The organism is Streptococcus halichoeri, assembly GCF_009870755.1.
Taxonomy (GTDB): Bacteria; Bacillota; Bacilli; order Lactobacillales; family Streptococcaceae; genus Streptococcus; species Streptococcus halichoeri.
This window is the reverse complement of sequence record NZ_WLZU01000024.1, coordinates 1-14389: the sequence shown is the minus strand read 5'-3', so window position 1 is coordinate 14389 and position 14389 is coordinate 1. Positions and strand designations below refer to the sequence as shown.

The following is a 14389-nucleotide window of genomic DNA, read 5'->3' as shown; positions in this document are numbered from 1 at the left end:
AAGCTTTTGTTTATACTAGCCAGAAGCTTAAAGGCACTCACTCAGCTAACCACCCTAACAAGGTGCGTGTTTTTTGTAGGGTGATTGATGCCTGATAACATCCACCTCAAAAAGCAATCATTTCATTTTCTACAGGATATTCTTTTCTTATTTCTACTGTCATCATATCTAAAAAGGCGGGGCATTTCAACCAGGAACACAATGCTTAGCTACCTGATCTGCACCAAAAATCTGCCAATTAGTGTGCCTTACTAGATCTAAGGAGATTGACTGACCAGCTTTTTTCTTCCTTTAAAATCACAAGAATAAAGAGAGCAAAAAAAAGAGACAACGAACGAAAAAAGCTCTGTAACATCTATCATGTATTACCTAGCCTTAAGTGCAATAATGACCAAAGACAGGGCTAACTTGGACTTGATTCTTCATCTCCTCACTAGAAGCGAAGAACCCTAAAAAGACAGGAAAGCAATTTTTCCTGTCTTTTTTACTAAGTTATGGCAAGAGCATGTGTTCGCCCCAAGCTTGCCAAACCTATTTCTTATGCGTCACGAGCGAGTTATTTCCAAAAAACTGATAACTGACTATTTTAATAGGAAGAAAACTACCATTGATACTTTAGCACTGTCCTTACAAGCTAAAAGCTGATACTGACGTTAGCTGTGTTAGAGAGCGGTAAAATCTAAAACTTTACGGCCTTGAATTTTGCCTGCTTCCATTTCATCAAAGACTTGAGGAGCAGTATCCACACCGACAGTTTCGACTACTGGTACCACAAGGCCCTCAGCTCCAAAGGCAAAGGCTTCTTCTAAGTCTTTACGTGTCCCAACTAGTGATCCAACTACTCTGATACCATCTAAAACAGTCTTCACAATTGAAAGTTCCATATATTCTGATGGTAAGCCAACGGCAACGACTGTACCACCCGCACGCACACTGTCAATGGCTTGATTGAAAGCAACTTTGGAGACTGCTGTCACGATTGCTCCATGACAGCCACCTGTTTTTTCTTGGATATAGGCTGCAACATCTTCGATTTCTTTGCCGTTAACCACAAGATCCGCACCAAGTTTTTTTGCTAAGGCTAATTTATCATTGTTGATGTCCACTGCAACCACATGCGCATTGAAGACCTTTTTGGCATATTGTACTGCCAAGTTACCTAGACCACCTGCACCAAAGCAAACAATCCATTGACCAGGAGCTGCTCCAGCTTCTTTGATAGCTTTGTAGGTAGTAACTCCTGCACAGGTAATGGAGGATGCTTGGGCAGGATCAAGACCTTCAGGTACTTTTACTGCATAATCAGCAGTAACCAAGGCGTATTCACTCATTCCACCATCAACGGTGTAACCAGCATTTTTGACACTACGGCACAGCGTTTCACGTCCTGTGGTACAATACTCACAGTGGCCGCAACCTTCAAAAAACCAAGCAATAGAGACACGATCACCTACTTTAAGTGAATCGACCCCCTCACCAATTTCTTCTACTATACCAACACCTTCGTGTCCTAAGATCCGACCTGGCACTTTCCCAAAATCACCATGAGCAACGTGTAAATCGGTGTGACAGACCCCACAATATTCCACCTTAACCAGTGCTTCACCATGGCCTACCTTTGGTCGTTCATGATCTACAACCTCAACTCCAGTACCTTCTTTGTTAACAACTACGGCTTTCATAACAATCCCTCCTTAATGTTAATACAAATGGTTATGGCTATAACATCGTTTGTAACCGTTTTCCAAATACATTGTACTTTATTTCACATACTCTGTCAACAAAATTAGTTATTCTTACTGAAATTTTCTGAAAATATACTTTACCAGTTAACAATACCGTCTAATCTCTCTAAAACTTATCTGCTTAGCGCCCGACGCAAATCCCACAAAGAAAAGGTGCGACTAAAAAGTCAGCACCTAACGACAGCAAAAAGAGCTGGTCCGCTTAGCTGTTGCGTAAAGGTAGCAAGCGGCAAGTCTGCTTAGCTAGCATTTCCACAGAAAAAGCCAATTCAAAAGAGCGCAAGCTAGGAGTTGTAAGGTTTGATGTAGACTATCGGCTCCTAGCTGACCTTAAGCAATACTGCAGCGCGATGACACAAAAGAGCCAGCACCCTTGTCCTTGCTGACTCTACTTGCATTATAGTAACCAACGCCCTTATTTGAGGCGGCCTGGGCGTTTGGCATAGCCATAGTAGGCATCGGCCATAATTTCTTCCATGTCGGCTACCATTGGTAAGCGTGGGTTGGCTGGTGAGCATTGATCTTCGTAAGCCAGCAGGGCAATGTCATGCAGGCTATCCATCCACTCTTTTTCGTCAATGCCTTGATCTTTGAAGTTCATCTTAATACCAACTGCAACACCTAGGTCATAGACAGCTTGGGCGTAAGATGCCACTGCCTCTTCTGGTGTGGAAGCTGGCAGGCCAAGTAAGCGAGCAATGTCTTGGTATTTTTCATCAGCTTTCCAATAATTGTATTTTGGCCAGGTTGAGGTTTTAGAAGGGCGCGTACCATTGTAGCGGATGACATATGGTAACAAGATGGCGTTGGTGCGGCCGTGCACGGTATGATGGACCCCACCGATTTTGTGGGCCATAGAGTGACTCATACCCAAAAAGGCGTTAGCAAAGGCCATACCAGCCATGGTAGAAGCATTGTGCATTTTCTCACGCGCTTCAAAATCAGCATCGTTTACAGAACGCACCAGATAATCAAACACAATCTTGATTGCTTGTAGGGCTAAGCCATCTGTAAAATCATTAGCCATTTGAGATACATAGGCTTCTGTTGCATGGGTAAGAACATCCATACCAGTATCAGCAGCAATAAAGCCTGGAACTGACATCACTAAGGATGGATCGACAATCGCAATCGTTGGTGTCAATGAGTAGTCTGTAATAGGGTATTTACGATTAATTTTCTTATCAGAAATAACGGCAAAGGGTGTTACTTCTGATCCGGTTCCAGAAGTTGTTGGAATAGCAATGAATTTGGTTTTCTTACCGAGTTCAGGGAACTTAAAGGCACGCTTACGAATGTCCATGAATTTTTGCACAAGGTCATGGAAGTCAACCTCAGGTTGTTCATAAAAGAGCCACATAACCTTAGCTGCATCCATTGGAGAACCACCACCAAGAGCAATAATGGTATCTGGCTGGAAGGTCCGCATAAGCTCGGTTCCCTTTTGAACGGTTGTAATATCAGGATCTGGTTCCACATCTGAGAAAATCTGATAAACCACTTTGTTACGGCGCAAATCAAGTTGCTCAATAACACGATCTAAGAAACCAAGCTCAACCATAGCATGGTCTGTCACAATCATGACCCGTTCGACATCACGCGCTTTTTGTAAATATTGAATAGAATCACGTTCGAAGTATGTTTTTGAAGGAACCTTAAACCATTGCATATTATTTCTACGTCTTCCTACCTTTTTAATGTTCAAGAGGTTGATGGCACTAACATTATCTCCTACAGAGTTACGGCCATAAGAACCACAACCAAGTGTTAATGATGGAATGAAAGCATTGTAAACATCGCCAATTCCACCAAAGGTTGACGGAGAATTCCAGATAATCCGCATAGCTTTCATGACGGTACCAAAACGCTTGGCTAGGGCACTATCTTTGGTATGAATAGCTGCTGAGTGGCCTAGGCCATTAAATTCCACCATTTGCCGGGCCTTATTAAGACCATCCTCAGTTGACTCTGCCCTAAGAACAGCGATAACTGGTGATAATTTTTCACGGGTAAGGGGTTCTTGTACGCCAACTTGTGCACATTCTGCTGCCAAGATATTGGTGCCTTCTGGCACTGTAAAGCCTGCTTGCTCAGCAATCCAGCTTGCTGGTTTACCAACAATATCAGCGTTTAATTTGGCACCTGAACAATCTTTGCTGTTTGCTTTGACACCAAAGCAAAATGCTTCAAGCAGAGCTTTTTCTTTTTTATTAACAAAGTATGTTTTATAGGATTTGAATTCCTCAACAAAAGCATCATAAATCTCATTATCAATAATAACAGCTTGCTCAGAAGCACACACCATTCCATTATCAAAGGATTTGGACATGACAATATCATGAGCAGCTTGTCGAATATCAGCGCTTTTTTCAACATAGGCCGGAACATTACCAGCACCAACGCCAAGAGCAGGTTTCCCACAAGAGTAAGCAGCTCGCACCATCGCATTTCCACCAGTAGCAAGAATGGTGGCAATACCATCATGATTCATCAAGGCATTGGTTGCTTCCATAGAAGGTTTAGTAATCCATTGAATACAGTTTTCTGGCGCCCCTGCTGCAACCGCTGCATCACGCACAATTTGTGCGGCATGAGCCGATGATGCTTGAGCGGAAGGATGGAAGGCAAAAATAATGGGGTTGCGTGTTTTTAAGGCAATCAATGATTTAAAAATGGCGGTTGAAGTCGGATTGGTGGTCGGCGTAATACCACAAATCACACCAACTGGTTCAGCAATCAGTGTTAACCCTGTAACCTCATCTTCTTCAATGATACCAACAGTTTTAGTGTGGCGCATGTTGTTAACCACGTGTTCACAAGCAAACAAGTTCTTAGTTGCTTTGTCCTCAAAAACACCCCGTTTTGTTTCTTCAATTGCATGTTTAGCTAAAATACCATGGGCATCAAGGGCAGCCACCGAAGCCTTAGCAACAATATAGTCCACTTGTTCTTGATTTAATTGTCGAAAGGCATCTAAGGCAATCAAACCTTTTTGGACGCGTTCATCAACGTGTGCTTGTGCTTCTTGTTGTTTTTGTTCAGGCGACATTTGTTGTTCCACCATTTGATTCTCCTCTTAAAATAAGATTGTTAAAAGTTTCACAATTCGTTTACAAAAATAGTATACCATAAAAAGAAAGTTTGTAAATAGTTTCACAATAAAATGTGAACTTTTTTTCAAACTTTCAATTTTCCACCACCAGTTCCATTTTCTTTTCACATAAAATTAAGCTAAAGCCTTTAATCAAATCAATAAAAATGGCAAAAAGCCTTTATTTTTGGCTAAATGAGGTTTAAATTCGGCACTTTTGAACAGCTGACAGCAGTATCAGCCAACTATATCCACCTTATGCCAGTATCAAAAACTGGTAGCCAGCCTTTGACGCCTTTTCTACTATACCTAGACAGCTTGCTTTGCTCTAGTCCCGATGTTTTCAGGCTCTCTATCATTTTAGCACTATTATTTTTTGTCATTTGTAATGGGAATCTCCCCCACCACAAAGACCCGTAAAAGGAACTATTCGCTGACTTATGAGCAATTCTTGCCTCTTCTTTGACAGAAAGATTCCAAGTGCTCTCAGTCATCCTCCACAGTTTCTTTAAGGTAATTTAATTTTTGTAAAACAACAGGCAGAGTGGTCAAGGCTTCGTGCTTTTCTAGGACTGATATTCATTCTTGTGTATAGCTTAATTTAGCTTCAATAGTATCTTCTTAAGGTTTACTAGGAAACCCTACCTTAATCTCTTTTTCTGAATACTGGTAAATCGGCTTGCAAAAGGCCTTTGAATAGGGACTAATAGCTAAAATCAACTGACTATCAAGCATACCATCATCTCAACTTTAGTGTAGCAAAAAAAGCCATCAAACGATGACTTTTTCAATAGACTTTTGCTATTGTCTCTTCTCGTGCTTAGCTATAAGTCACCCACTACAGTTGACAATGAACTTTCCTTTTACTGGCATACTGGCAGTTCTTGCTGCACGATAAGTGGCTAGTTGGTGTCCTTGTTAGCTGTCAACCCAATTTTGTTTATGTGTAGTGGATGTGGTTTTTTTAATAGGATTAGTTTTAGGCGTTTGTTTTTTCTTTTTTGGATTGATAAACGAGGACACCGGCACTAGCCATGGCAGCTAGCGCAGCTGCGGTGAAGAACGGGTTAGCCTTCTCACCGGTTGCTGGTAAGTGTTGAGCTTTTGGAGCAACAACGGTTGCTGGTGCAACCTGAGCTCTTGGTTGCGCTACCTTAGGTTGGTTATTAGTGTCAGCTGGAGCTGGTTGTTGCTCTTGTGGTTCTTGCTTAGGTTGACTAGGCTGTTCTGGTTGGTTAGGAGTAGGAGTTTGAGGCTGCTCAGGTTGCTGAGGAACGTGTGGACGTTCTGGCGCAGGCTGAGGTTGAGGGGTCACCTCTGGTACGTGAGGTTGATCAGGTGTATGTGGTGGATCAACTTCTGGCTTGTCAGGGATTTGTGGTGCTCCCTGCGGGCCTTGCTCACCACGATCACCTTTTTCGCCTTTTGGTCCAGGTGCGCCATCATGGCCGTCTTTACCATCATGACCGGCCTCACCTTGCGGACCTTGGATACCTTGGTCACCCTTAGGGCCGATTTCTCCTTGAGGCCCACGCTCACCTTGAACACCAGGTGCGCCATCATGACCTGCTTCACCTTGAGGACCTTGGATACCTTGTTCTCCTTGAGGACCAGTTTTACCCTGTGGGCCTTGAGCGCCATCATGACCTGGTTTCCCTTCAGGTCCAACTGGTCCTTGGGGACCGACTGCACCACGTTCACCAGTTTCACCCTTATCTCCACGAGGACCCTGTGGGCCGGCTTCGCCTTTAGCACCAGGAAGACCACGCTCACCAGCGTTTCCTTGCGGCCCCCGCTCGCCGCGGGGGCCTTGTGGTCCAACAGGACCACGCGGACCAGTAGGGCCTGTCGGTCCTTGGGGACCCGGAGTTTGTTTTATTTTTTCTATTCGTTGCAAATCAGAATGCGTTAGCTGATAGAGATTTATTTCGTCGGTCAAATAGGTCTTTAAAAAAGTCTCTAATTTGAGTAAGTAAGCATATATATCATCTGTTTTATAAGTATTACCGAATGTACGTAAAAACTGGTTTCTTGGGCTTAAATTTCCCTCTACATCAGGTAATTTAAGAAAAGTTGCATTTAACTGAGCTAGATGATCTTGTAATCCACCATTTTCCGCCTTAACACTTACCCCCCCCGAGGGTTACTAAAAGGGCTGCGGCGGTGGTGAGTCCGTAGCGGCAGACTAGACGATCGAGGCGTTTAGGATTACTTTTCAATTCTATTTCTCTCTTTCTTCCCTATAAATTAGAAATTCTTCTCCTTAATGAGTATTTCACTCAGAGTATTATAAGGGAATGGGAATATGATTTGAAGGTCACAGGAATGTACTTTCTATTATTCGTGACCTTATCATACAAAAGCCGTCCTCTGTGGTTTTTGTATCAGAATCTGTGGCTGTTTTTGTTAAAAACACCCTATCTAAAGGTTCAATTTTTTTAAAACAAAAACAAAGAAGGTCGCTTGCGGAAACCCCACTGAAAAAGCCATCAAACGATGACTTGTTCAGTGAGCTTCTGCTATTGTCTCCTCCTTTGTTATCTGCTCCCCTACTGGCCTGGCCGTTAGCTCTCGTCTATTTTGGTAAAAGTCACTAGCTTCCCACACCTGAGCACGTTTTAGTTTTTTAAACAGCTTGCTCAGCAGATGATGCAGTTCAAAGCAGCATGGGCTTATTTTGCTTGATGCTTAGCAACTTCTTGAATCGCCTTTTGAATAGTGGACACATAGAGCTCCGCTCCTTTTGGCGTCGCATTGCTGTAGTGCACACCATCGCTCCCATCCCAAATATCAGTAGTTTCAACAGCGACCTTGTACCAATCGGCAAGGCCAACATAAGAGTATTTCTTAGCTAGTTGCAGTTCATAATTCCGCACTTCAGCCACCTGGGCTAAGTTTTTAGCATTATAGGGCGAGACTAGAACCAAACGATGCCCTTTTGGCAAGTTATCAATAAACGCCTCAAGATCTGCCTTATAATTGTCTAAAGAATTAACACCGACAGCAAGGACTACCGTTTTTGAAAGCGATTTATTCTTAATACGATTGTCATAAATACTAAAAGCCCGCACAAAATTCCGACTAACCGCCGCATCTAGCTGCGCCGCCGGCATCAAACGTGAAAAGGCATCGCTCGAACGAAGGGCTACCGAATCACCGATAATACTAATATCACTCAAAGCATTGGCATCGCCAGCTGCCAAAGTATGGGTGCGATTCAGCTTACTTTGATTCTGCTGCAGGGTTCCGACCAATAGCTCCTGCTCAAACTGGCCGACTTGTGGAGCTGTCGCGCTCCGACCCAGCAACACAACAAACAAGACCGTAGCCGCTAGAATCAACCAGGGCTGATAAGTCCGAACATCAAGTTCATAGTCAAATATCCTTGGCTTCTTCCCAGCAATAATGGGCTCAAGAACATAGTAAGATAGGCTCGAGAATAAAACTGAAAAGAATAAGGTTAAAATAACCGCCAGCCAGTTGACCATCAACTGAGAAAAGATGATGTAAAAGGGCCAGTGAAAAAGATACATCCCATAACTTATATCTGCAATATAAGTGACAATTACTGGCTCATCAATCTGAGGTGTTTGCTCATGCAAGACACGGGCTGCATAAATCATGATTGCCGTAAATAATGAGGCCAACACAAAACCAAAAAGATAAGTAGTCCGATGGTTAAAATCAAGCCCCAGTGTCAAAACAAATAGTAGAGCAAAGGCGCCCACCATCGCTGCAATGACATACTTACGCGGCCACAGACGAACATTTTTTTGAAAACGAATAGTGGTATCCCTAATCCCTGTCGTAGTTGCAAACATCGCTCCCAAAAAGAAAGGATAAATATGTGATAGGCTAGAGAAATACAACAAGGAATAGTTATTACCCACAAAGAAGGCTCTAACAAACATTGTCAAAAAGCTAATCCCAAAAATAAAGCTGGAAATAATAAAGAGTAGCCCCCGAAATTGACTATGTCCCCGCTTTTGCTTGGCTAAAAGCCAGACTGCTAAGCCCCACAAGACATAAAAATGCACTTCAATCGCCAAACTCCAAGTGTGTACAAAGAGATGAGGGATAAACTGACTCTCATAACTACTACCAGATAAGATCTCATAGTAATTCGTCGCAAAGCCAATAGCTGCCGCCATTTGACCGCCAATAGCTGCAACAAAATCACGCTTGACCAAAAAAGTAAAGGGAATGACAAGCAAGAGCATTAAGGCCAACGGTGGCACAATCCGATAAAAGCGCCGCCGGTAAAAGCCAATCAAATCTATTTTTTCCTTTGTCGCATACTCATCAATCAGCAAAGCCGTAATAAGATAGCCCGAAAAGGTGAAAAAGACATCAACGCCAATAAACCCACCCGGAAAACTATTTTTAAAAAAATGGTAAAGTAAGACCAGTGTTAGACCTGCTACCCTAATGAATGAAAACCATTTTATTCTCATTTTTGATAAATCCCCTGTTTAAACGTTCCTTTATATACTTTGTTGTTTTTTGCTTTTAGGACACCTTGACCATTAGGTTCGCCATTAGAGAATTCACCCTTGTAGTACCAGCCATTTTTGGCTTGAAAAGCGCCTTGACCATCAAAGGTACCGTTAACAAAATCACCTGTATAGGTATCGCCATTAGCATACACCAACTTACCCTGTCCGTTCATCCGATGATTGACCACATAGCCTGTATAGGTTATTTTTCCCTTATCATAGGTCAATGCGGCATGTGATTTTGTCTTTAATGTCAACACTGACAGCCCACAGGCAACAATTATTATTATTGAAAGCACTTCTACATGTACCCGTGTCACTTGGAGCCAATTGCTACTAGCGAAAGCTTGCCATTTATCTTTGAACTGCTTTAGCCCTTTTTCACTTTTCATCCGTTTCAATTCTTTCTAACCATTCTTGACAGCCTTTTGTCACTAAGGCATAAGTTTCCTCAAAATCACCTGTATACCATGGATCAGGCACACCCGCCTGATTAAAAAGAGCAATTTTTGCGGCATCTTTAGGCGAAGCTATGGCATATAAATCCTCAACATTCGACTGATCCATCCCGATGATATAATCAAACTCTTGCAAATCAGCTTGGCTAATTTGTTGTGAGGTCTTGGTCGGGTCATATGGAATTTCGTACTTCGTTAATATCGCTTGGGTCCCGTGATGGATGGGATTCCCATGCTCCCAGTTAGAGGTCCCGCGGCTTTCAACCACAATACCTTGATGCGTTATATAAGATTTCATGACAAATTCTGCCATCGTACTGCGACAGATATTTCCCAGACAAACAAAGCAAACTTTCTTCATTTTACACCTCATAAAACATTATAACAGAAATGTCAGCAAGGTCTGACAAAAGCTTTGATTTTTTTGGCAATTCCTACAAGAAATACCCATTTGTTTTTCAAACAGGACGTAAGAGCAAACCGACTTCAGATTGGAGGTTTGGGAAGGCCCAATTTTTAGAATGCCACAGGTGACAATTGGCATTTGAATAGATTAAAACCACACCAGACCAGCTTGATAGCTGAGTCCTCACTGCTTTAGAGGAGAGTTTTCCCTATTGCTTGCTCACACTCCCAAAAGCGAAGCAGATTGTGAATCAAGATTTTAGGGTTATAGGCTTACTCCGTAATTTTTAGCAAAGCTATTTTGGCAATCTCTCTTCTTTTAAAGCCTGACCTTTTTTGGTAATTCCCTAACTCACAGAGGGGCTAGGCCTTTCTTTATAAACATTAAGCTGCGCCAGCATAGTTGATTAAAAAACTGGGGCAGAGTCGCACCGCCCCAAGCCCTTGTTGAAGCCAAAAAAGCTACCACTTGCAAAAGGCAAGGCAGCAGCTATTAGTTATTTCTATCAAAAGCAAACAAAAAGTTGAAGCGGGCGTTCTAGGGATTTACTCATACAGCAGCTCACAGAAAAACAAGTTAGACTCAACCACATGCTAATAAAACAGGCTCACCACCCTTTTACCTTCTCGCGGTCTGATGGTCTTACTAGCGTTTGTGACAGACAAGGTTAAGCCCTTGAGCCAAATGTTGTCAGATGGGACATTTGGCACTTGCACCCTCTAACAGAAAAAAAACAGCTCATTTCTAAAGCCAGCTCTGATAAGACGTTCAAAGCTTGCTGTTTAGGCTTTTTTAGCAAGTATCCCATTTTGTTATATTTTATTTTGGATAAGGATAATGCAAGTGCTGGTAAGCTTTTTCAGTAGCCACACGGCCAGATCGTGTCCGCATAATAAACCCCTTTTGGATGAGATAGGGCTCATACATGTCTTCGACGGTATCCCGTTCTTCGGCAATATTGACAGACAAGGTCCCTAGTCCAACTGGCCCACCATTATACATCTCAATCATGGTACGTAGAATCTTTTGGTCAATGTAATCGAGGCCTTGATGATCAACATCAAGCATTTCTAAAGCTTTATCTGTAATCGCTGCCGTGATCACCCCATCACCCATAATCTGAGCGTAGTCCCGAACACGCTTTAACAAACGGTTAGCAATCCTTGGTGTTCCTCGACTTCGCCGAGCCAATTCAAGTGCTGCTTCATGGATAATCTCCATTTCAAAAATGGTAGCTGTCCGCTCAACAATTTCCGTCAAATCTAGGTCGTGATAATATTCCATATGACCTGTGATACCAAACCGAGCACGTAAAGGATTAGAAAGCATTCCTGCACGTGTCGTTGCTCCAATTAAGGTAAAGGGGGGTAAATCAAGATGAACACTTCGGCTACTGTCACCTGCTCCGATCATAATGTCAATGTAGAAATCTTCCATCGCACTATAGAGCACTTCTTCCACAGCCATCGGCATTCGATGAATTTCATCAATGAATAAAACATCTCCTGGCTCCAAATCATTAAGCACTGCCACTAAATCACCAGCTTTTTCGATAGCTGGTCCGGAAGTTTGCTTAAGATTAACACCAAGTTCATTTGCAATCACAAAAGCCATGGTTGTTTTCCCTAAGCCCGGAGGGCCAAACAATAGTACATGGTCTAAAGATTCATTTCGCAGTTTTGCAGCTTCAATAAAAATACTCAATTGATCTTTAACTTTGTCTTGACCAATATATTCTCTTAAATATTGCGGGCGCAGCGTCCGCTCAACCAGCTCTTCATCGGCTCGCTGATCACTATCTAAAAATCTTGTCATGTAATTATTATATCATGAATTCTATTTTTTCAATAGTATTCAAATTGTAAAAAATCAGAATATTTAATTTTATCTCTATGCTATAATCGGTTTATTCCTAAGGAGGTGGTGTCCATATCTAAGATAAAAAGCTCATATCTGTGTTCTTACTCCCTACTTTCACCTTTTTGATTTTTTAGGAGAACTACAAATGAAAAAGATTTGCCTAACCCTAACCACTGTATTTGTTAGCCTACTGATCTTGCTAGGATTTCCACTCGCACCCGTCGCAGCTATTTCGTCTGGCGATGATATGACTGATCATCGCCCAGTTGAGCCAACAGGCGACTTTATTACGATTAATGTTGATGGCATCATTGATGGTTACCCCTCTCATCTGATTAGGATTCCCTTTATTGATTTAGCACTCACAAGTCCGCATCAGATTGAAAAACAAGAGATTGTCAATGCCATTAATTATAAGTTACTAGGACTTAGACCGGATTTTCCTATCGAAGTCGATAATCTGGCCTATAATGCTAAGCTGAGTGACCGGGAACGTACCTATGATTTAAACCAGGAGATTATTGTGCTTGAACCCAAGTACAAAACAGCCCAGCAAAAATATAACCTCCTTGGGCAAATTAAGCTTAAAAGAGCAGCTGACTTTATCCATAACCCTGCCCAATTTGTCAAATTGAGTTACCGCGCTAAATTTTTCACTAAAGATCCCAAAACAAACGAGCTAAAAGAGTTTAGGACCTATACCCATAATGATATTGATACGTTAGCTATTAATCGTGAGATTTCATCCTTAGAGTTTGTTAATTTTGCCAAAAAACTGGTTGCTGAAAACAAGGATTTTGATGGCTATCAAATCACACAACGCCAGCAAACAACCCTAGTTGAAGACTATGACCACGAGACAGATTATATGGGTAAAGAAATTAAGCTTTACAACAGTGAGAACCCTGCAGCCTTTACTTATCATGTAAAAAACAGACCTCAACAGATAAGCCGTGATAAAGCAGGAACCATTACACACGAAGTGAATCGCGATGCCATCCTTGAAGAATATGTGGTCGCCCCTAAAAAACAAGATAGCCCTTACTTTGATGAATCACAAATAGCAATGTATCCTGCCCAATTTAAATATGGAGAACAAGTTACCCAAATAGGTGAGATTCAAGCCATTAATGACAAGCAGGCCATCTCTTGGGACGGAAGTAAGCCTGTTATTACAGGAAAAGACGGACAGACTTACTACATTGATCAGGCAAACTATGACCCAGCTACTCAACAATTTGTTGTCACCCTTGCAACAGCTACAGATCAGCAGCCATCTTAACTCTTTTATCAGCCAACAAAAAAGTAAGATGAATAATTTTTCTCAGGAATTGGCTGAGCAAAAATGTTTAGGAACACAAATTGAGCTCCATTCTCTCAAATAGTAAATTAGAATTATGTAACCTTAAATTAATATAGTTATAAAACCTGTCACGAAAGTCTGGCTGATTTCAGTAGGAAGTGATTCATAGCTAAGCACAAAAACGAAGCAGGGAGATTTTCTCTTCGTCTGTGTTCTTCATTTCCCCTACAGTTGATAATCAGCCTTATTAAAGTGGTAAGACCTCAAGTTAGTCCAATCTTAGCTTGAGGTCTTATCTATTTAGTGATGGATAAGACGTCTAGAAAGGTTCACTTGGTCTTGACTCCTTTAGTCCAGTCAAGCAAGGCCTTCCACCGATTATCATCTCTTCCTACCATAATAGCTATGGGGAAATCGTCCGCCTAGCTATTAAATGCCCTCTCTACAATCGTGGGATATGCTAGTTGGCATCAATCAGTAAGACATCTGATCGCAAACCACTATAAAGTATTACTAGAAGATTTATTTTAATAATAGTTTCATTATTTTATACAAATTCCAACATCCTAAAATGCTGTCAAATTTCTAATTGTAAGTTTGTCTCCGCTGTAGGTTTGCTGTAGTTAAAGTACGCTTCTATAAGTTAGAAGCGTACTTTGTCTATATTTTTTAAAAGTTTTAAAGTTGATGGTTAAGTCTATTTAATCACAAAGTTATCCATGTGAATGTTATCCCATACTCCACCATTCAAGAACTGATGCAGCTGACTTCCCAAGAAAAAGTAGCGCAGCAAGTAATAACCAAGAATACTTTTTGATTATTTTCATTTGGTACCTCCTTAATTATATTTCTAAAGCTATTATATTACTTATTCATTTATTTAAACATGACATTAATGTCATGTCAGATTGAAGACAAACTGGTCTAAACCTCCAGTTTGTCTTTTCTTTTACTTTCATTATGCTGATTGGAATAACTTTGACAAATTTCAGGCAAACTAAAAAGGCTATCCTAGCCATTATCTTACTAT

At 41.6% G+C, this 14389-nt stretch carries 8 protein-coding genes; 1 reads left to right on the top strand and 7 read right to left on the bottom strand.

What is annotated here, in order from left to right; all coding sequences use genetic code 11:
- Positions 1–662: 662 nt before the first annotated feature.
- The 7 genes from adhP to ruvB form a co-directional block, all read right to left on the bottom strand.
- Positions 663–1682, bottom strand: coding sequence for an alcohol dehydrogenase AdhP (gene adhP, locus GWD08_RS06670; RefSeq protein WP_159564883.1), 1020 nt, complete (start codon positions 1680–1682; stop codon positions 663–665).
- Positions 1683–2160: 478 nt separating this feature from the next.
- Positions 2161–4809 carry a bifunctional acetaldehyde-CoA/alcohol dehydrogenase gene (gene adhE / locus GWD08_RS06665; protein ID WP_159564881.1) on the bottom strand — a complete coding sequence of 883 codons (2649 nt, stop codon included), beginning with the start codon at positions 4807–4809 and terminating at the stop codon, positions 2161–2163.
- Positions 4810–5815: 1006 nt separating this feature from the next.
- Complete coding sequence (locus tag GWD08_RS08860) at positions 5816–6775, bottom strand: LPXTG cell wall anchor domain-containing protein (RefSeq protein WP_280114353.1); 960 nt, start codon at positions 6773–6775, stop codon at positions 5816–5818.
- 733 nt (positions 6776–7508) lie between these two features.
- Positions 7509–9290, bottom strand: coding sequence for an acyltransferase family protein (locus GWD08_RS06655; RefSeq protein ID WP_159564879.1), 1782 nt, complete (start codon positions 9288–9290; stop codon positions 7509–7511).
- Positions 9287–9724 (bottom strand): MORN repeat-containing protein, encoded by a 438-nt coding sequence (locus GWD08_RS06650; RefSeq protein ID WP_159564877.1) that lies wholly within the window; start codon positions 9722–9724, stop codon positions 9287–9289. Before GWD08_RS06650 ends, GWD08_RS06655 begins: the two co-directional genes overlap by 4 nt.
- Positions 9714–10151 carry a low molecular weight protein-tyrosine-phosphatase gene (locus tag GWD08_RS06645; RefSeq protein WP_159545880.1) on the bottom strand — a complete coding sequence of 146 codons (438 nt, stop codon included), beginning with the start codon at positions 10149–10151 and terminating at the stop codon, positions 9714–9716. Before GWD08_RS06645 ends, GWD08_RS06650 begins: the two co-directional genes overlap by 11 nt.
- 864 nt (positions 10152–11015) lie before the next feature.
- Positions 11016–12011, bottom strand: coding sequence for a Holliday junction branch migration DNA helicase RuvB (ruvB, locus tag GWD08_RS06640; RefSeq protein ID WP_159549455.1), 996 nt, complete (start codon positions 12009–12011; stop codon positions 11016–11018).
- Positions 12012–12201: 190 nt separating this feature from the next.
- Between ruvB and GWD08_RS06635 the strand changes: the two genes are divergently transcribed.
- A complete protein-coding gene (locus tag GWD08_RS06635) occupies positions 12202–13338 on the top strand; it encodes a hypothetical protein (protein WP_159549452.1) in 1137 nt (378 codons plus the stop codon).
- The last annotated feature ends 1051 nt before the right edge of the window (positions 13339–14389 follow it).

Coding starts and splice junctions, on each gene's coding strand:
- adhP (WP_159564883.1), bottom strand. CDS start 1,682: ATGAAAGCCGTAGTTGTTAACAAAGAAGGTACTGGAGTTGAGGTTGTA.
- adhE (WP_159564881.1), bottom strand. CDS start 4,809: ATGGTGGAACAACAAATGTCGCCTGAACAAAAACAACAAGAAGCACAA.
- GWD08_RS06655 (WP_159564879.1), bottom strand. CDS start 9,290: ATGAGAATAAAATGGTTTTCATTCATTAGGGTAGCAGGTCTAACACTG.
- GWD08_RS06650 (WP_159564877.1), bottom strand. CDS start 9,724: ATGAAAAGTGAAAAAGGGCTAAAGCAGTTCAAAGATAAATGGCAAGCT.
- GWD08_RS06645 (WP_159545880.1), bottom strand. CDS start 10,151: ATGAAGAAAGTTTGCTTTGTTTGTCTGGGAAATATCTGTCGCAGTACG.
- ruvB (WP_159549455.1), bottom strand. CDS start 12,011: ATGACAAGATTTTTAGATAGTGATCAGCGAGCCGATGAAGAGCTGGTT.
- GWD08_RS06635 (WP_159549452.1), top strand. CDS start 12,202: ATGAAAAAGATTTGCCTAACCCTAACCACTGTATTTGTTAGCCTACTG.